This is a genomic window from Bacillus mobilis (genome assembly GCF_001884045.1).
Lineage (GTDB): Bacteria > Bacillota > Bacilli > Bacillales > Bacillaceae_G > Bacillus_A > Bacillus_A mobilis.
In genome coordinates, this window is sequence record NZ_MACF01000141.1 from 39,301 (window position 1) to 58,088 (window position 18,788).

Here is an 18,788-nt window from a genome sequence, read left to right on the forward strand (position 1 = left end):
CTTCCATTCCCCTTTAACCTGAAATTTTTGGTGTTGATGCTAATAATGTTTTTGTATAAGAATGTTGTGGATTACGGAATACTTCATCCGTATTTCCAAATTCAACAAGTTCTCCTTTATATAAGACAGCCACTTTTTCACATAAATAGTGAACCATCGGCAAATCGTGAGCGATAAATAAATATGTATACCCTTGCTCCTTTTGAATCTTTTGCAGTAAATGTACAACTTGAATTTGCAATGAAACGTCTAATGCAGAAATTGGTTCATCAAGAATTAATACCTCTGGCTCACATAATAACGCCCTTGCAATAGCAATTCGTTGACGTTGCCCTCCGCTAAATTCGTGTGGGTAACGATCAATATATCGTCTATCTAGTCCAACACGTTCTAGTGCATCACCTGCGACTTTATCTTTCAGCCTTTTATCGCCTAAACCGAATGAAATATAGCCTTCCGTTACACTATCGCGTACTTTCCAGCGCGGGTTTAATGCAGCTGTTGAATCTTGAAAAATGAACTGTACTTTCTGCAAGAAATCCCGTTTATGAGCTGACTTCAACTTGTGGACAACTTGACCGTTATAATCTATTTGACCAGACGTTGGACTCTCGATCCCAGCTATGAGCTTACCAAGTGTTGTTTTTCCTGAACCACTTTCTCCAATAATGCCAAGTGTTGTTCCTTTCGGGATAGAAAGTGATATTTCTTTTAGCGCTGCTATTTCTTTCTTTTTACTTCCATACGTTTTTGTTACTTTCTTTACAGTAATTAAATCTGTAGTCATGAGGCATTCACCTTCTCTTTTGATTTCGCTTGGTTATGCTCTAAAACATGTTGCCAACAATGTGAATTATGTTCCTCAGAATACGATGTTCTATCAGGGAAACGATGAATACATTCTTTTATTGCTACTGGGCATCTATTTACAAATGGGCACCCAAAGCTATTTAACGTTTCAATTGATGGTGTTGTTCCCTCTATAGCCCTAAGCACCTTTTCAGAATCATCCATATTCGGAATGGCTTGCAATAAGCTTTTCGTATATGGGTGCTTCGGTGAACCTATTACTTCTTGTATCGTTCCTTTTTCAACAACACGTCCCCCGTACATCACAACTACTCGATCCGCTACTTCACGTACAAGTGCCAAATCATGTGTAATTAATAAAATACTCGTATTTTGTTTTTCTTTTCGCTCTTTTAATAACCCCATAATTTGTTTTTGAATTGTTACATCTAATGCAGTTGTAGGCTCATCTGCAATAACGAGCTTTGGGTGACACGCAAATGCAATTGCTAAACAAATACGTTGTCTCATACCTCCGCTTAATTGATGCGGGTACTGTTCAAAACGTTTCTCTGCTTCATGTATCCCTAAATCATTTAATAAGTTAATCGCAATTTCTTTTGCTTCCCTTTTCGATTTTTTCTCATGTTGCAAAATCACTTCTGTAATTTGTCTTCCCACTTTCATCGTCGGATTTAAGGAGGACAGAGGGTCTTGAAAAATAAAGGAAATATCTTTCCCTCGAATTTGATTCCATTCTGATTCTTGTAAATTCGTTAATCCTTGAGATTGGAAAGAAATATTTCCATCATCGATATGAATAGAATCTTGATTTAGTCCGATAATAGATTGTGCTGTAACACTTTTTCCTGAGCCACTTTCTCCTACAAGTGCAACTATTTCACCTTCGTTAATAGAAAAGGAAACATGTTTCACAATCGCTTGCTTACTATTCTCTTTTTCAACGGCTAACGTTACGTTTTCTAAAGATAAAAGCTGTCCCATGTTTTTTCTCCTTTCGATTCCTTTTTACGATTTTTGGATCAATTGCATCTTGCAAACCATCACCAATTGCATTAAATGCGAACATGATGAGTGCAATCATCAGCGATGGGAAGAAGAGTTGCCACCATTCCCCGCTTAATAGTGTCCCGAGCGCGTCATTTGTCATCGTCCCCCAGCTTGCTGCTGGTGACTGTACCCCGAGTCCGATAAAGCTTAAAAATGATTCTGAGAAAATAGCTGCTGGAATTGTAAATGATAAATTTACGATAATAATGCCTGTTAAATTTGGAATGATATGTCCATATATAATCTTCATATGCGATGTACCTAATCGCTCTGCCGCAATAATAAATTCCCTTTGTTTTAAAGATAAGACTTGCGCTCTAACGAGACGTGCCATACCAATCCATCCCGTTAATGCAAGGGCAATAATGATTGTAAAAAGTCCTGGTTTCATAATGATTAGTAGTAAAATGACAATTAATAAGTATGGGATACCGTATAATACTTCAATTCCTCGTACAATCCACTCATCAATCAACGTTCCAAGGCGATTACGCCCTCTCACATACCCACTAAATCCCCCAATCAGTACACCAAGTCCTATATCAAGAACGGCCGCTACTAATCCAACTACTAATGAAATTCTCCCACCAGCCCAAGTACGTGCCCATATGTCTCTTCCTAAATCATCTGTTCCAAACCAATGCTCACTACTAGGAGGTAAATTTGTCGCCTCTTTTACTTGTTCACTCGCAGTGAAAGGAGTTAAACTCTCACCGATAAGAGAGAATATAATAATGAGTAACAATGTCACTGTTCCTAGAACTGCGATTGGATTTGATACAAACTTACGAAACACTTCTTTTTTTCGGCTAATTGTTTGCTGCTCTTTATTTATCGTTAATTCTTTTTTCTCTTCATTCGTTAATAGCTCTTTATTGATTTCATAAGCTCCCATTTAAATGTCCCCCCTCCTTACGTAATAGAACGAATACGCGGATCAACAATACGATGAATAATATCTGTAATGAAAATACAAGAAATTAATAATGCACTATAGAAAATTGTTGTTCCCATAATGACCGGATAATCCCGGTTAAAAATACTATCTACAAAATATTTTCCGAGACCAGGAATTGCAAAAATCTTTTCAATGATGAACGTCCCTGTTAAAAGCCCAGCCATTAATGGCCCAACAAATGTAAGCACTGGAACAATTGCATTTCGAAGGGCATGCCTTATAATAATCTTCTTAATTGGTATACCTTTCGCTCTTGCTAATTTAATATAATCACTCTGCAATACTTCAATCATATTAGAGCGAACAAACCTTGTAATAACCGCGATTGGCCCTAATGCTAATGCGAAGGATGGCAATACCGTATGTTCAAATGTGCCCCAAGATGCAACAGGTAACAATTCAAACTGTATAGCAAATACTTGTATAAATAGTGGTGCTAGAATAAAACTTGGAATAGAAATACCAAGAATCGCCAACAAGCTCACACTATAATCAATTACTTTTCCATGATATAGAGCTGCAAATGTACCTGCTGCAATTCCGACTAATAATGAAATAACAAGTGCTTGTAAACCAATAATCGCTGACGGGCCAAACCCTGTCGTTATAATTTCTGATACGCCTTGCCCCGTCGATTGAACCGATTCACCAAAATCAAAATGAACTACACCGTCTAAATAAGCAACATATTGATTCCATAACGGTTCATCAAGGTGATACTTCGCTCTCATATTCTGCACAACTTCTGCCGGAAAGATCTTTGCATCCGATGAAAATGGATCCCCCGGAATAATGTGCATAATCAAAAATGTTACTGTCGTAATAATCCATAGTGTAAACACCATAACCGATAGTTTTTTAATAACATACACTTCAATAACCCCCTAAACAAATGAATTTACTTTGTTTTATTGACATATTTATTCTCCTTACTTTTCCGCTTCTTAAAATACAAAAAGCCTTGATCTTAAAAAATAAGATCAAGGCTTAATAAACGAAGGCCCATCACTTATCTTTCAAGACTTGCTTGCTGGAATTAGCACGGTGTTCCTGTTACAGAACCCGCTGCTGAGGTGTCATAGGGCCAGTCCCTCTACCTCTCTGGATAAGTAAATTGCTATATTATTATTTGGTTCAAATTGTATATTTCGAATTATAATTCTGAAAAAATGAAAAGTCAATCAAATTGTATATATTTAGAAAAATCAGTTTTTAATTCTTTTATCGGAATTACCATCAACAATCGTTCTACTTGTCATCCTCGGCTTCTACAAACTTTTTATAATCCATTCGATACTATTACCTGGCAAACCATTTCTATATTTCATGAAGAGAAGCAAGTATTAGTATCCGAGGATGAAGACGGAGGCGGTAAGAAGAAAAAATAACCTTGCATGTGCAAGGTTATTTTTTCGTTTCTGCTTGAAAACGTTTATAGTATGTCGATGCTGTTGCAAAATTAATTTCTATATCACGAATCAATGATGAGTCTTCTTCTTTAGCTAGCTTCTGTAATTTTTTCATCGCTTGTTCCGATTCATTCAAGAAACCAGCGTATACCTCATGTTCTTGCTCTTTCGACTTTGGAACACGAATTTCTTTACGTATATTATCGATATCTTCTAACATGCTCGTTGTTACCTTTTGCACATCCTCTTTATATGTAGCATTCGTTATTTCCTTACCGCCCTTTTCTTTTGCTACTTCAAATAACTGCAGTGCTTTATTAATTTCTTTATTTATTTTTATATCGTATTTTTCATGTACTGCAAGGTATTCTTTTATCTCTTCTGTTTGTTCAGTAGATTGCTCTACCTTTTCTTTCGGTTCTTTCGTATCTTTATTTCCATTACACCCTGCTAGAAGGAGCATACTTCCCATTACAGCAATACCCAAAACCTTCTTCATCTCTTCTTCTCCTTTTATCTACAGCTATTACTCATTATAGTTTCTTTTATCTCCACTTGTTATTATACCGAGAACACCCTACTTTTTACACTTAAGACGATATCTTAATATACACACCAACATTTTTGTCACAGTATCGTCACTTTATGCAAATAAATTTTGCATCACCTTACAATACTGTATAAGTTATTTCAAAGAAATGAAAAAAGAGCTGATTCAACACACGTTTGAATCAGCTCTTTTTATAAATTAAGCCTCTAAATTTTGTCTTTGTTGCAGTTCAAACTGCTTCTCACTTCTTCTGGCCATAAATAGATAACATAGCACAGCACCAATTTCACAAAGAGCTATTACAACACCCATCGGTAATGCGGTATTGCTTCCGCCAATACCTACTAACGGTGCAACAAGTGCTCCTGAAATGAACTGTAATAATCCTAATAAAGCCGACGCTGTTCCTGCGGCTTGTTTCTGATTTCTCATCGCTAATGAGAACCCCGTCGTTGATACAACCCCGACACTTGATACGACAAGGAATAACGAGCATAAAACACCGATTAGTCCTATTCCTAATACGATTGTAAATAGTAACGATAGACCACCAACAGCTGCCAGAATAATACCGGAAACGAATAATGTTTTCTCATTCACTTTCCCTGCTAAACGGCCCGTAACCTGACTAGCAATAATAATACCGATACCGTTGATTGCAAAGAATAAGCTAAATTGCTGTGGTGATGCTCCGTATATGTTCTGCAATACAAATGGTGAGCCTGAAATGTAAGCAAACATTGCCGCTGTTACTAGTCCTTGTGACAATGCATATCCCATAAACAAACGATCCTTTAACAGTTTTCCGTACGTCGCCAATGTCCCTGACAAACCACCTGTTTCTCTTTCTTCAGGAGGTAATGTTTCACGTAATACGAAAGTAGCTGATATTAACATGAATACACTAATTGCTCCAAGAACGATGAAGACACCGCGCCATGTTGTAAACTGTAGCAATTGTCCTCCAATAATCGGTGCCAAAATAGGCGCTGCTCCGTTTACTAACATGAGCAGTGAGAAAAACTTCGTCATTTCAGAACCTGAATACATGTCACGTACCATTGCACGTGATATAACAATTCCAGCCGATCCTGAAGCTCCTTGTAAGAAGCGTAATAACACTAAACTCCAAATAGATGGCGCAATAGCACAAAGTAAAGAAGAAGCAACATAAATAATAAGAGCAATAATAAGAGGTTTGCGCCTTCCGTAAATATCACTAATTGAACCGACAAATAATTGCCCAACTGAAAGCCCAAGTAAACAAGCTGTCAATGTAAGCTGCGCAAGGGATGCACCTGTTTGTAAATCATCCGTTAATTTCGGTAAAGAAGGCAAATACATATCAATAGATAATGGCCCAATCGCCGTAAGTGTCCCTAGTACAAGAATCATCCATAACCTATTTGTCTTTAAAGGTTTATATATTTCTTGATTAACTCCATTCACTTTTTCCGTTCACCCTTTCCTATAACTACTGAATCGTAACAATTATAGTTACAACATAAACATACGTCAAGTATAGTGCATTTTCCTGTTTCATGCTGTAAAAAAAAGCGATAGAATTTCTATCGCTTTACTTTTTCAAATTACTATTGGCAAATTTAGATACGGAAGACATCGCCTCTCCTGTATCTAAATATGTGATTTGAATTGGATCTCCCACTTCTGTAAACATAGCATATGGGAATTTCTTCACAGGTATCATAAATACTTTTTGTTCATTTTCTAACAGTACGTACACAATAGTATTTTCACCTGATTTTTCTTTATATACACGTTGTACAACGCCTTCTTTTTGTGCCTCTTTACCACTTGAAGTTGGTCTAAATGAATCTCCACTGCCACTCAGCGCATTTTTATAATTCTCAAGCGCTTCTTTTTGCGTCGAACCTGTTGCAAATATTTTTGCATTAGAAGCATAGATAACTGTATGAGCACGTACTAATCCCCCGTCATCAATAACAGGTACAATCCAAGAAGGTTTACCATACACGTTATAAATAACCGGCATCGTTCCATGCCATTTCTCTCTCTTAAAGGAATTATCCACTACTTCCGAAGCAGCTGAACCATCCATAATTCCCTTCACTTCTTTTCCGTTATAGTAATACAACTTACCGGTACGCGCATCGATAAGCGAATAACCTAGTGCAGAATCTACTCCCTCTTTCGGAGAGGTGAAATCAGTAAAGTAATATAACGTTCCATCCTTACCGAAAATTGGTGTAACTCCTTCTTTCGTTCCCCACTCAGTCGGAATCTTCATATCCGTTTGCGAGAATTTTGTATTCCAAAATCCGTGAATATATTTACCGAAATACGTATTTAATGTAGATGCGGTCTCATGATTTAATACACCATCAACAAATTTAGGTGCCTTTCCTTTATCGTATCTTTTCACTTCACCTGTTTGTGCATCTACTACTACAACGCCCTCTACCTCAAAGCCAGATCTTCCTGAGATAAATTCACCATACGTCATTGTATAATACGGTTTCCCTTTATCATCCACTTCGAATTTAGGTTTCCCTTTAAAAATCAAATCCGGTTCTGCTTTTCGAACGACGCGTTCTAATTTATTACCAAAAAACATGCTCGGCACATATTTCATTTTATAACCAAGATGCAGTTTCGCTTCCGCATCAGGATTCGTACCTGACATCGTTACGTACCCTGGAATTGTCTCAGCTTTACGTGCTTTAAAAAAGCCTGAAACTTCAATCGGTGCTACATATAAAGCCTCACCATTTACCATTTGTGGCGTTAATTCCCCTAGCTCAAAATAAGCTACTTTCGGAATGTCCCCAAATACTTTTTTCATTTTATTCTCCGCTGTCTTTGGCGGCACTGTAAACGGCTGATCATTTTCAGTAAATGGCTCTGAAATATCTTTCTCTACCTTTACAACAGAATCATATTTTTTTTGCGTGATTACTATATCGTGCAAATAACCAAAATAGCCGTAACTTGCGAGTAAAACAAACATTAGAAGTCCTTTTAACGTACCTTCTAATTTCCCTATTTGATCTTGTGAAAATAAAACAAGCCCAATTAAAATTGCTACTGCAACAGAATAATGAGTAAGAATCGAATCTGCTCGATCATCAATTAGCCAAAGATATTCATAGATTGCAATACCGATCCAAAATAAAACAGGAATAACTAAAATGGATGATTTCTTACCCTTTACAACCTTCTCATCCCCTTTCTTATCCACCGCTCGAAGTTTACTACCGCTTCTTGTCCATGGAATCAAAAACAAAGTGAGAATAGCTAAAATTAAAAATTTCATCAAAGGCAATGTCCCCTTTTCTTTTGTCTTCCCTTTTAGTATAACAAATAAAGGGTATTCAGGTAAAAATGGGGATGATTATATTTTTTTACTACTTAATACAACGCCGCTCACTACATATAAGATAGATGCAATATAAAAAATCGTCCCAATCGTAAAGAAATCTACTAAATATCCCGTTGCAATAATTGCTACTGCTCCTCCAATCGATGTCCACACATGATATTTTCCAATCTCATAACCAGCATTTTCTTGCACAACCTTTCGCGCTAACGATGTCTTCTCCGTATTACGCTGGACAGCACCTAAAACCCCCATTACAATTTGAAGAATGTACACATGCCAGACTTCCGTGGCAATCGGGAAACAAAGCATTAATATTGCCATGGACCAAGCATATATAATTAATAATTTCCGATCACCTACTCGATCAGACACCTTTCCTACTACCGGATATACAAGTGCTGAAGTTAAGGCGAATAAACCATACGCCCAGCCAAACTGCGAGAAGCTATTCCCAACATTCCGAAGCAATAGAATGTAAAAAGGAAATACCATACTTCCCGCCATCATAATTATGCTTTGTGACGCTACAAATCTTCTATATGTCATTTGCTATACTCCTTATAAAATAAATTCACAAACCGTTCCTCTGGGTCTACTTCCTTCTTCTTCTGAAGGAACTCTTCTATGCGAGGATATGCTTTCTTTAGTTGCTCCTTTTCTGGATAAGAATAATACGGTAAATAATAACTTCCATTATGCTTTAAAGTAACATCAATCATCTTCTGAATGACCGCTTTTGTTTTCTTTATTTCATCCTCTGAGCGCCCTTGATTAATTAAAAGCACAAGTGCAAACATATCATCTTTCGCATACGATAGTACCGCATTCTCATTCTTTTCTACATAGCGGATGGTAATGTTAAGAAGGTTTAATTCCTCTTCATCCAAAACACTTCGTAAGTCATCTATATAAGCTGCAAAACTATCTACCGGTACGAAATACTCCTGTAAAATCTCAGTCAAGTTTGGATTATCGTATTCCATAAAGGCACTATCCGACCTCATTACATTATTTCGTGTTTCGTACTTACCATTTGTACGTTCAAAATAACTTCTTTGTATATCCCAAAATGTATCCTTTCCCCAATCACTATAGCGTGATAAACCGAGTAAAAATTTTGGCGCAGCTATAATATTTTCTTCTTTCAATTTACTGTACTCTTTCAACCTCTGCTGATCTTTTGCCAATACATAATCTGTCACATACATTTCTTTTAAAAATGAATGTGGGGCAACAGAAATACGTGCTAAATGCATGCGTATATTCTCGTCCCTTCGCACCTTATTCTTAAAATATGAAGAGTACTCTTTATAATCTAGTACCTTCGTATGCGCTTCATACAATTCATCATCTGTTAACTTTAGCGTCACATCTAAAATCACGCCAAACAATCCATATCCCCCAATTACATACGGAAACAGATCCGCATTTTCTTCTCTACTTACATTACGCACCTTACCATCTGCCATTAACAACCTAAACGACTCTACTGTATCAATCAATGCTTCATGACGAATATCACGCCCATGTACATTTACACTTAATGAACCACCAACAGTAAAAATATTTTGAGATTGCATCACTTGAACCGCAAGACCATATGGATTGATTCTCTTTTGAATGTCATTCCATGTGACACCACTTTGCACCCTAATCCTCTTCTCCGCCGGATTAAATTCTAATATTTCATTGTACCCTTTCATATCAAGCATCGTACCGTTCGGATAATACGTCTGCCCGCCTTGGCTATGCTGCATACCCGCAATAGAAATCTTCTCTCCAGAAACATTTGCATCTTGCACGACCTGTTTTAATGAACCTTCATCTTCAGCATTTTCAACACGTTTAATTTTCGTTGGAAGTAGCTTTCCTACATCGCTCATAATGGATGATTTAGTTGCTCTTTATATGTATTTACAGATGTTGCAAGCAACACTGTATAAGCTACAATGACCACCGCTATCTTTCTTTTTTTCAAATGACACTCTCCTCTTCTATAATTCTTCCTCTTCATATTGTAACTATTTTCTTAAGAAGAAAGTATGAATAAAAAAAGAGAGAGCCCTTATTCTAGGTCTCTCTCTTATCAAAACTATCATTTTGCTGCTGGCAATTGTATTGGGTCAAACTTTTCGTACGACGTATATTTTGCATTCGTAATAATATGTGCTTTATCCTTGCCATTACTACTCATAATCATGTCTATCTTTGCTGATTCATATTTAAAATCTTTTGTAATAATATATTCTGCATCTACTTCTTCTATCTTCGCATTTTGTGCTTGTAACATTTTCTTCTGCGTTTCATCCATGCTAGTTAACATACTTTCTGTTTCTTGCCCTTTTAATGTAAATTTCAGTTTATATTTATCTCCGCTTTTCTCCATCTTCATTTTATCTAAAACTACTTCCGGTACTTCCAACTTATCTACAATATCTTGAGTTGCCTTCATTCCACCAGCGTTTAATTGCTCCTCTGGTACGGTTATAACTTCTCCTGTATTAGGGTTTTTCACCTCACCAGCAACTTTACCATCCACAGTATACACTACAACATCTGTACCAGAAATATTCATTTCAGAACGAGAATTTTTTGTCTTTGGCTCTAATTGCATCTTAGCCTTTAATATATCCATCTCTGTTCCTTCAGCTTTTACCCCTACATCATATGTCATCGTTACATGTTCTTCATTTTTAAAAGCTTCGTTCGTTTTCTTAAAAACATCCTTCGCTGTTAATTCCTTTTCCTTTTGAACTGATTCTTTCTTCGGTTCATCCGTCTTTGCTGTTTTGTCATTACTACACCCTACCCCTAGACTGATTGCAAGTACTAAACTTGAAACAAAAATAATTTTTTTCATAATATTGCCCCCTTTTCAAAAATAATATCACCTCTTTTCCTATGAAATCTATATAATTTTTAATCTATATTCGCTATATCGCGACATGTTTGATAAAAGTTTTAAATATGATGTAAATAACAACAATTCATTTCAGGAGGTCATTATGAAGGCGATCATTTGCACACAGTATGGACCACCTAACGTTCTTCAGCTTCAAAATATAGAAAAACCTATGCCTAAAAAAAACGAAGTATTAGTTAAAATTCATGCAACAAGTGTATCAACTGGAGATTGTAGAATACGTGGTTTTAATAGTCCCCTCTTATTTTGGATCCCTATGCGGATCATATTAGGTTTCAGAAAACCGAGAAAACCTATACTCGGCGTAGAATTATCCGGTGAAATCGAAGAAATAGGAACAGATGTAACCCAATTTAAAAAAGGTGATCCAATTTTTGCATTAACAGAACTAAACCTCGGTGGTTATGCCGAATACACATGCGTACATGAAAGTGGATTAATAACATTAAAACCTACCAATGTGACGTATGAGGAAGCTGCAGTTATTCCTTTTGGTGGAACTTCAGCATTGCATTTCCTGAGAAAGGGCCGTATAAAAAAAGGGAAACAAGTGCTCATATATGGTGCCTCAGGATCAGTAGGAACAGCTGCTGTACAACTTGCTAAATATTTCGGTGCGACCGTTACGGCTGTTTGCAGTAATTCAAATTTTGAACTCGTTCAATCTTTAGGAGCTGATACAGTAATTGATTATACGAAAGAAGATTTTACTAAGCAGGGCGAGCGCTACGATATTATATTTGATGCAGTTGGAAAATATAAAAAATCTCTTTGTATAAATACATTAACACCCAATGGAAAATATGTATCTGTTAATGGAATGATGGCAAAGGTAAGTAAAGAGGATATGATTCTACTAAAAGAACTAACTGAAACAGAACATTTAAAACCTGTTATTGATAGAACCTACCAATTAGAAGAAATTACTGAAGCTCATATGTATGTGGAACAGGGACATAAGAAAGGTAATGTTTCGATTACCTTAAAATAAAATATATTCAGAAAATAACATTGACAATTCTTTTTGTAAGATTTACTATTAATACCATATTAAAAAACTACATACACAAACTCTTATCAAGAGTGGCGGAGGGACTGGCCCGATGATGCCCGGCAACCGAGCTTATGACGTATAAGCTAAGGTGCTAATTCCTGCAAAACGAGTTTTCGTTTTGGAAGATAAGAGAGGAACCTATTTTGTCTATTCGGCACCTCTCTTATTTTTGAGAGGTGCTTTTTATTTTGGAACGTATATGAAGGGGGAATTATAGATGAAAAAGGTATTATTGAGCATTGTAAGTGGAGCGGTATTATTGCTAGGTGCATGTGGTGCTAATTCTGATAAAGAGGTAAAAGCATTAGATGAGAAAAAGATTACTGTCGGTGTAACTGGCGGACCGCATGAACAAATTTTTGAAAAGGTAAAAGAAGTAGCAGCGAAAGACGGACTCGAAATTGATGTAAAAGTATTTAATGATTATGTAGCACCAAACGTATCTTTAGATGAAAAAAGCCTCGATGTAAATAGCTATCAAACGAAATCATATTTAGACGTATTTAAAGCTGAGCGCAATATGAAATTAACGGAAGTATTTTCAACAGTAACATTCCCTATGGGCGTATATTCTAAAAGCTTAAAAGATGTAAAAGACTTAAAAGAGGGCGACGCAATCGCTGTCCCAAATGATCCAACGAATGAACTTCGAGCTTTAAAGCTATTTGAAAAAGCAGGAGTTTTAAAAGTAGATCCAAAGGCGACAGAAAAAGCGACTGCGAAAGATGTCATTGAAAATCCAAAAAATTTAAAGATTGTTGAATTAGAGGCATCTCAATTACCAACACAACTAAGTGAAGTGAAAGCAGCTGCAATTAATACAAACTTTGCATTAGGGGCAAAATTAAGCCCCTCGAAAGATTCTATCTTCCGTGAAGGAAAAGATTCACCATATGTGAACTGGGTCGTTGTTCGTACTGAAAATAAAGATGATGCTGTTGTAAATAAATTAAAAAAAGCTTATCAATCTAAAGAAGTAAAAGAATTTATCGAGAAAAAATTTGATGGTTCTGTTTTACCGTCTTGGTAGGAGCTGACGATAATGATTGAATTAAAAAATGTATCCAAAGTATTTACAACAAAAAAAGGGAATGTAGAAGCACTTAAGTCTACTTTCCTTCAAGTAAAAAAGGGCGAAGTATTTGGAATCATTGGGTATAGTGGCGCTGGTAAAAGTACATTAATTCGATGTGTAAATTTATTAGAAAAACCAACGACAGGAAATATCATTGTAAACGGCCAAGATTTAACAACTTTATCAGCAAAAGAACTAGCAAAATCGAGACAAAAAATCGGGATGATTTTTCAAGGATTCAACTTACTTAAAACTGTGACAGTTTATGAAAATATCGCATTACCGTTACGTCTATCTGGCCTTCCCAAAAATGAAATTGAAAAAAGGGTAGAAAAGTATTTACGTATTGTCGATCTTTTTAATCGAAAAGATGCCTATCCGAGTGAACTTTCTGGTGGCCAGAAGCAGCGTGTTGCCATTGCACGTGCACTATCACATGAACCGGAAGTATTATTAAGCGACGAAGCAACAAGTGCTTTAGACCCTGAAACAACGGATTCTATTCTTGACCTATTACTAAAGATTAATGAAGAAATCGGGATCACAATTTTATTAATTACACATGAAATGAATGTCATCCAGCGTATATGTGATCGAGTTGCTGTTATGGAACATGGAGCAGTAGTTGAAAGCGGGACCGTGAAGGATATCTTCACAAACCCACAACATGTAACAACGAAGAAATTCGTAAATAGTGCATTTGCAGCGAAGATTCCAGAAGACGTACAAAAAGAACTACAAACTACCGGTGAAATTGTAACTCTCTCCTTTATAGGTAATGCTTCAGGAGAGCCAGCATTAGCTGTTGCTACAAAACGTTTTCAAGTGTATCCAAATATTTTATCCGGTAATATTACACAATTAAAGCATGAAGCATACGGGAAACTGATCATTCATATGCAGGGTGAGAAAAATGAAGTAGATCGCGCTTTATCATTTTTACAAGAGCAAGGGATCATCGTAGAAGGAGGTAGAACAGATTATGGGAAACAAGTCCTTTTTGGATGAATGGGGTAAAGTCATATGGGAAGCAACCATTCAAACATTTCAAATGACATCTATTTCACTATTTATCTCTATCCTTATTGCATTACCACTCGGTGTTACACTTGTTTTAACGAGACCTGGTGGACAGCACGAAAATAAAATCATTTATCCAATTCTTAATACAATTATTAATATCATTCGCTCTCTTCCATTTATCATTCTATTATTCTTCATTTTACCTTTTACAAAGTTTCTAATGGGAACGTCCATTGGCGTACAAGGTGTTATCGTGCCACTTGTCGTATTCACAGCTCCTTATATTGCACGATTAATGGAGACAGCTTTATTAGAAGTCGATCGTGGTGTTATTGAGGCTTACCAAGCGATGGGCGTTTCTACTATAAAAATCATTTGGCACGTTATGGTGAAAGAAGCTCGTCCCTCCCTTGTACTTGGCCTAACAATTGCAACAATCGGCCTAATTGGTGCAACAGCAATGGCTGGACTTGTAGGTGCTGGCGGACTTGGTGATTTAGCATATCGATTCGGACACTTACGCTACGAACCTGAGGTAATGTATGCAACAGTCTTTATTTTAATTGTCCTCGTTCAAGGGCTACAGTCTTTAGGAAATGGTGTTGCAAGAAGATTGAAGAAAGATTAAAAAAGAAAGTATCTCACCCTGGTGAGATACCTTCTTTTTACCTTTTAAATCCACCTTCAGAATGAATAACTTGTCCAGTAATCCATTCTGCTTCTTCACTTACTAAAAACTTAATAAGTCTTGCTACATCCCTTGGCTCACCAATTCTACCAAAAGGAAACATCGGCTTTAACCCTTGCTTTATCTCTTCATTCATCCCGTACTAGTTGGGCCTGGGTTAATTGCATTCACTGTTATTCCTAGATGAGCTACCTCAGCTGACAACGAACTCGTAAGAGCGTCAATAGCTCCCTTCGTTGTTGCATACGCCAGTTCTCCAACCATAGGCCCTTGAAATTGCCCCGACGTCATATTCACAATTCTACCACCAGATTTCTTATCAAACCCTCGGGCAAATTGACTACTTAACAACGTAGTCGCTCGAATATTTACCATGTAATGCTTATCTAATTCTTCAGCAGTCAAATTAGAGAAATCATTATTCGTAGAATACGCTGCATTATTAATTAATATATGAGGGTACCCTAATTGTTCAGTAACTTTATTTATAAGCTCTTTTGGTGCATCATTCTGAGTTAAATCTAACTCCATACTCGATACTTTAACACCGCTTTTTAGTAACTCTTCTTTTAATTGTATTTGTTCACTTTGATCAACGCCCCAGGGCATCTCTTTATCGTACGCCGTCCAATACGTAAAAAATATATCGTATCCTGCTTCAGCTAATTCTTTACAAATTGCTGCGCCTATACCATCTAGACGACTTACACCTGTAACAACTGCTATTTTATTTTTTAATTGATTCATCATATACTCCTCCAATTTAAAGGACGCATACTTTATATAAGAGATATGAATTTCCCTACACATTATCCTTACAAAAGGGATGTACAAGCCAAATATGCAGTCCTTGAATGATTTACAGATAGCTAAATAACCCCTCACTTATGAGAGAAAAATTTATCTATCTAGTTTCCTAATCATTACAAGTTCATCCACATATTGAGTCCTTGTCCCCTTTCCATATATCTCTATTTCTATCATACCAATATGATGTAATATTTCAAACGATAAAAAAATAAAACCCAATATTCCATGCCGATCTTCTATTAATTTTAATATATTACAATAACTAAATAATTAAAATAATCAGAAAAACACTGGTAAATACTGGCTTTATTTTTTATAATAAAACGTGGGGCTAATGTGAGAGTCTAGTTTTACACAAATAGGGGGAAGAAACATGTCAAAAAAATTACTTTCTTTATTTTCTACAGTAATCGTAGCAGCTTTTGTAATAACTGGCTGTGGTCAAAGCGATACGACAAATAAAGAACAAAAAGAAAATATAACAAAAGAAAGCAAAACAGAAAAAACGGATACAACGAAAGAAAATAAACCGGAAGAAAAAAAATCCGAAGATAAAAAAACTGAAGAGAAAAAGCCTGAAAATACAGCTACTAGCTCAAGCGATTACTCTAAGCTGATTTCCTATATGGAAAAAGAAACAGGCGGTAAAACAAAAGTCCTTTTTGAAAATAAGGAACCACAAGTTCATAAAGCTGAGGATGTTTCAGTATCAATGAACAGTTATACATTAGTTGAATTAAATGGATTCCATACAAATTTCGACATTCCGTTTAATCGTCAAACAGAGGGCGGAGTTATTCTTGTGAACTACAGCGTAAAAAATAGTTCAGCTAAAGATATTTACTATATGCCAGCACTAGACATATCATTTACTGGTGCGCAAAAAACATATAGTAACTATAAAGACTTAATTCCAAAAGAAGACCAGCTCCCAACTAAGCTTGCTCCAACGAATGATTACTTAGTAAAAGCAGGAGAAACTATTTCTGGTTATATCGCTTATCCATTCGGAAAAGACGATTTAGCGAAAATTTCAAGTCTCTCAACAGTTTCGGTCACAGTCCCAACTGCACAAGCGAATAAAGGAAAATTTGATGCTCCAATCGGAAGCCCTGGAAGCTTTTCATTAAGTTTAAACAAACAAGGTGCTGAAAAGGTTGCAACAAATAACACTTTCTACCAAGATAAAGCTACAGCTAATAACATGGGCGATAAAAAAATGTTAAAAGAGAAATCAAGTATTAATAACAGCCAAGAATTAGGCGCTGTTAATGTTACATTAGACGGATACCAATTTACTCAATTCACACCAAATTCCGTCGAAGCTCCACGCTTTGCAAATTTCAAAAACGGTCTTGTTCTATTAACAGTAAAATTCAAACTTGATAACAAAGATACTCAAGACGTTTCACTATCTCCTATAAGCTCTACATTGAGAGTGAATGATGGGACACAGTATACGATTAATGAAGGTATGCTATTAAATTATGACTATAATGCTTCAGTCAAAACAGGAACATCTGGAGAATTACTACAAGTATATATTTTAGATCAAGAGCAGTATGAAAAGATTTGGAAAGATAAAAGCTTTGAGATTGAGTTAGGACCTATGAGAAATAAAGAAGCTAAAGATATTTCACAAGGTAAAAAAGCTAAATTTACATTACCTAAATAAATTACTAAGTATATATTAGAAAAGGCATATAACATATGATTGTTATATGCCTTTCATGTATTGTTCACCCTCCAAACAATACATTTCCAAATACTTTATGTACAAATGAAAAATCATAATTTTTGTTCACACTTTATCCATTGTGAATCTTTTCACAATGGATATATAATAAACATGTAAATAAAATATTGGAGGGATTTCAATGGTTATCAATTTTTTAAGAACTGATAAACGTGCTGCTTTCATATTATTATTTTTAAGATTTTACATAGGATATGCATGGCTCGCTGCTGGGGTAGGTAAAGTTTTCGGACAATCTTTTGATGCAAGTGGTTTTCTAAAGGGCGCTATCGCTCAAGCATCGGGTGACCACCCTGCCGTACAAAGTTGGTGGGCAGACTTCCTTCAACACTTTGTTCTTCCAAACGCAGACCTATTTAGCTTTTTCGTTCAATGGGGAGAAATTTTAGTAGGTCTAGGTTTAATTTTAGGCGGATTAACAAAAACTGCTGCATTCTTTGGAATTATAATGAATCTTTCATTTTTACTAAGTGGAACTGTTAGTGTAAACCCAAATCTGCTTATTTTAACTATGTTCATTTTAGTTGCAGGTCATAACGCTGGACGTATTGGATTAGATGGCTATGTTTTCCCTAAACTTTTCCGTAAAAACAACCATGAAACATATAAATTAAGTAAAACTGCGTAGTGACAGTTTACTTTTAAAATATCAATAAGAAAAAGAGCCTAAGTATAGGCTCTTTTCTTACTTACTCCTAATTTAAACTCTTAACGAACCGCGAAATCCTCTAGCAGCATAGTAGGAATCTGCTCCATTGTGGTACACAAAAACGTGTCCGAAGCGATAATCGCAAAATAGAGCACCACCGAGTTCTCGAATATCTGAAGGCGTTTGTACCCAGCTTGATGATTTCATATCGAAATCTCCAAGTTGTTGCAACTCGCGATATTGTTCTTCCGTTAATAATTCAATGCCCATAGCAGCTGCCACATCAATAACGTTATTTTCTGGTTTATGTTTTTTTCTTGCCTCTAACGCTTCAAGATCATAACAAAGACTTCTGCGGCCTTTAGGACTCTCCTTTGAACAATCATAGAAAGTATACTCGTCCTTCTCTTCATCATAACCAACAACATCCGGCTCACCGCCAGTTACTTCCATTTCGTTAATTGACCATAATTTTTCAATATTAGTAGCCAGCTTCGCTTCAACTTTAGCCCATTCAAGACCTTCATGGCGGTTCATGTTTTTCTCAAAACGAGCTTGTAATGCTTTTAATAGTTCTTCACGTTGTTCTACAGATAACTCATTTTTATTCTCTGTCATATTAATCCTCCGAATTACGTTTCCTTATAATCATTTAAATTTTTTCAATGATAG

The 18,788-nt window shown here is 36.1% G+C and carries 16 protein-coding genes, 3 pseudogenes and 2 riboswitches; of the genes and pseudogenes, 7 read left to right on the plus strand and 12 right to left on the minus strand.

The annotated features are described in order from the left end of the window. Positions 1-13 precede the first annotated feature (13 nt). Genes BAQ44_RS27450 through BAQ44_RS27465 form a run of 4 tightly spaced genes read right to left on the minus strand, consistent with a single transcriptional unit; the run spans position 14 to position 3,690 of the window. Positions 14-787: an ABC transporter ATP-binding protein gene (locus BAQ44_RS27450; protein ID WP_061677909.1), complete on the minus strand. Its 774-nt coding sequence runs from the start codon at positions 785-787 to the stop codon at positions 14-16. Continuing rightward, positions 784-1,794 (minus strand): ABC transporter ATP-binding protein, encoded by a 1,011-nt coding sequence (locus tag BAQ44_RS27455; protein WP_071724861.1) that lies wholly within the window; start codon positions 1,792-1,794, stop codon positions 784-786. The genes BAQ44_RS27450 and BAQ44_RS27455 overlap by 4 nt, the downstream gene beginning before the upstream one ends. After that, positions 1,751-2,755 (minus strand): ABC transporter permease, encoded by a 1,005-nt coding sequence (locus BAQ44_RS27460; protein WP_071724862.1) that lies wholly within the window; start codon positions 2,753-2,755, stop codon positions 1,751-1,753. The genes BAQ44_RS27455 and BAQ44_RS27460 overlap by 44 nt, the downstream gene beginning before the upstream one ends. A 17-nt stretch (positions 2,756-2,772) precedes the next feature. Further along, complete coding sequence (locus BAQ44_RS27465) at positions 2,773-3,690, minus strand: ABC transporter permease (RefSeq protein ID WP_071724864.1); 918 nt, start codon at positions 3,688-3,690, stop codon at positions 2,773-2,775. Between the two features lie 134 nt (positions 3,691-3,824). Further along, positions 3,825-3,930, minus strand: a riboswitch (SAM riboswitch). 103 nt (positions 3,931-4,033) lie between these two features. Here BAQ44_RS27465 and BAQ44_RS31885 point away from each other — a divergent pair. Beyond that, positions 4,034-4,206 (plus strand): annotated as a pseudogene (locus tag BAQ44_RS31885) (DUF3951 domain-containing protein). A gap of 16 nt (positions 4,207-4,222) precedes the next feature. On the opposite strand, the gene BAQ44_RS27470 reads toward BAQ44_RS31885, so the two are convergent. The 6 genes and pseudogenes from BAQ44_RS27470 to BAQ44_RS27495 form a co-directional block, all read right to left on the minus strand. Next, a complete protein-coding gene (locus tag BAQ44_RS27470; RefSeq protein WP_061677906.1) occupies positions 4,223-4,726 on the minus strand; it encodes a hypothetical protein in 504 nt (167 codons plus the stop codon). Between the two features lie 249 nt (positions 4,727-4,975). Then, positions 4,976-6,226: a multidrug effflux MFS transporter gene (locus tag BAQ44_RS27475; protein WP_084669660.1), complete on the minus strand. Its 1,251-nt coding sequence runs from the start codon at positions 6,224-6,226 to the stop codon at positions 4,976-4,978. Between the two features lie 127 nt (positions 6,227-6,353). Continuing rightward, positions 6,354-8,072, minus strand: coding sequence for a DUF3981 domain-containing protein (locus tag BAQ44_RS27480; protein WP_071724892.1), 1,719 nt, complete (start codon positions 8,070-8,072; stop codon positions 6,354-6,356). A gap of 78 nt (positions 8,073-8,150) precedes the next feature. Beyond that, complete coding sequence (locus tag BAQ44_RS27485; RefSeq protein WP_061677904.1) at positions 8,151-8,684, minus strand: MFS transporter; 534 nt, start codon at positions 8,682-8,684, stop codon at positions 8,151-8,153. Continuing rightward, positions 8,681-10,116 (minus strand): annotated as a pseudogene (locus tag BAQ44_RS27490) (FAD-binding protein). Before BAQ44_RS27490 ends, BAQ44_RS27485 begins: the two are co-directional and overlap by 4 nt. Positions 10,117-10,233: 117 nt before the next feature. Beyond that, positions 10,234-10,998 carry a DUF6612 family protein gene (locus BAQ44_RS27495; RefSeq protein ID WP_071724869.1) on the minus strand — a complete coding sequence of 255 codons (765 nt, stop codon included), beginning with the start codon at positions 10,996-10,998 and terminating at the stop codon, positions 10,234-10,236. Between the two features lie 145 nt (positions 10,999-11,143). Between BAQ44_RS27495 and BAQ44_RS27500 the strand changes: the two genes are divergently transcribed. From BAQ44_RS27500 to BAQ44_RS27515, 4 genes are all read left to right on the plus strand, one after another. Next, complete coding sequence (locus tag BAQ44_RS27500) at positions 11,144-12,052, plus strand: NAD(P)-dependent alcohol dehydrogenase (protein WP_071724871.1); 909 nt, start codon at positions 11,144-11,146, stop codon at positions 12,050-12,052. Positions 12,053-12,132: 80 nt separating this feature from the next. Next, positions 12,133-12,247, plus strand: a riboswitch (SAM riboswitch). An 85-nt stretch (positions 12,248-12,332) separates the two neighbouring features. Then, a complete protein-coding gene (locus BAQ44_RS27505; RefSeq protein ID WP_063259859.1) occupies positions 12,333-13,145 on the plus strand; it encodes a MetQ/NlpA family ABC transporter substrate-binding protein in 813 nt (270 codons plus the stop codon). 12 nt (positions 13,146-13,157) lie between these two features. Beyond that, positions 13,158-14,198, plus strand: coding sequence for a methionine ABC transporter ATP-binding protein (locus BAQ44_RS27510; RefSeq protein ID WP_071724873.1), 1,041 nt, complete (start codon positions 13,158-13,160; stop codon positions 14,196-14,198). Next, a complete protein-coding gene (locus BAQ44_RS27515) occupies positions 14,173-14,841 on the plus strand; it encodes a methionine ABC transporter permease (RefSeq protein ID WP_071724876.1) in 669 nt (222 codons plus the stop codon). The genes BAQ44_RS27510 and BAQ44_RS27515 overlap by 26 nt, the downstream gene beginning before the upstream one ends. A 37-nt stretch (positions 14,842-14,878) precedes the next feature. Here the strand turns inward: BAQ44_RS27515 and BAQ44_RS27520 are convergent. Further along, positions 14,879-15,651, minus strand: a pseudogene (locus BAQ44_RS27520) (SDR family oxidoreductase). Between the two features lie 433 nt (positions 15,652-16,084). On the opposite strand from BAQ44_RS27520, the gene BAQ44_RS27525 reads away from it, so the two are divergent. Beyond that, complete coding sequence (locus tag BAQ44_RS27525; RefSeq protein ID WP_071724878.1) at positions 16,085-17,386, plus strand: DUF5068 domain-containing protein; 1,302 nt, start codon at positions 16,085-16,087, stop codon at positions 17,384-17,386. A 202-nt stretch (positions 17,387-17,588) separates the two neighbouring features. Beyond that, entirely contained in the window at positions 17,589-18,095 is a 507-nt protein-coding gene (locus BAQ44_RS27530; protein ID WP_071724880.1) for a DoxX family membrane protein, read from the plus strand. Between the two features lie 72 nt (positions 18,096-18,167). On the opposite strand, the gene BAQ44_RS27535 is transcribed toward BAQ44_RS27530, so the two are convergent. Beyond that, entirely contained in the window at positions 18,168-18,734 is a 567-nt protein-coding gene (locus BAQ44_RS27535) for a DUF4256 domain-containing protein (protein ID WP_071724882.1), read from the minus strand. Between the last annotated feature and the right edge of the window lie 54 nt (positions 18,735-18,788).

What these genes read in the sequence shown, in the direction of transcription:
- BAQ44_RS27485 (WP_061677904.1), bottom strand. Translation starts at nt 8,684, where the DNA reads ATGACATATAGAAGATTTGTAGCGTCACAAAGCATAATTATGATGGCG.
- BAQ44_RS27505 (WP_063259859.1), top strand. Translation starts at nt 12,333, where the DNA reads ATGAAAAAGGTATTATTGAGCATTGTAAGTGGAGCGGTATTATTGCTA.
- BAQ44_RS27495 (WP_071724869.1), bottom strand. Translation starts at nt 10,998, where the DNA reads ATGAAAAAAATTATTTTTGTTTCAAGTTTAGTACTTGCAATCAGTCTA.
- BAQ44_RS27500 (WP_071724871.1), top strand. Translation starts at nt 11,144, where the DNA reads ATGAAGGCGATCATTTGCACACAGTATGGACCACCTAACGTTCTTCAG.
- BAQ44_RS27460 (WP_071724862.1), bottom strand. Translation starts at nt 2,755, where the DNA reads ATGGGAGCTTATGAAATCAATAAAGAGCTATTAACGAATGAAGAGAAA.
- BAQ44_RS27530 (WP_071724880.1), top strand. Translation starts at nt 17,589, where the DNA reads ATGGTTATCAATTTTTTAAGAACTGATAAACGTGCTGCTTTCATATTA.
- BAQ44_RS27535 (WP_071724882.1), bottom strand. Translation starts at nt 18,734, where the DNA reads ATGACAGAGAATAAAAATGAGTTATCTGTAGAACAACGTGAAGAACTA.
- BAQ44_RS27455 (WP_071724861.1), bottom strand. Translation starts at nt 1,794, where the DNA reads ATGGGACAGCTTTTATCTTTAGAAAACGTAACGTTAGCCGTTGAAAAA.
- BAQ44_RS27450 (WP_061677909.1), bottom strand. Translation starts at nt 787, where the DNA reads ATGACTACAGATTTAATTACTGTAAAGAAAGTAACAAAAACGTATGGA.
- BAQ44_RS27515 (WP_071724876.1), top strand. Translation starts at nt 14,173, where the DNA reads ATGGGAAACAAGTCCTTTTTGGATGAATGGGGTAAAGTCATATGGGAA.
- BAQ44_RS27525 (WP_071724878.1), top strand. Translation starts at nt 16,085, where the DNA reads ATGTCAAAAAAATTACTTTCTTTATTTTCTACAGTAATCGTAGCAGCT.
- BAQ44_RS27480 (WP_071724892.1), bottom strand. Translation starts at nt 8,072, where the DNA reads ATGAAATTTTTAATTTTAGCTATTCTCACTTTGTTTTTGATTCCATGG.
- BAQ44_RS27510 (WP_071724873.1), top strand. Translation starts at nt 13,158, where the DNA reads ATGATTGAATTAAAAAATGTATCCAAAGTATTTACAACAAAAAAAGGG.
- BAQ44_RS27470 (WP_061677906.1), bottom strand. Translation starts at nt 4,726, where the DNA reads ATGAAGAAGGTTTTGGGTATTGCTGTAATGGGAAGTATGCTCCTTCTA.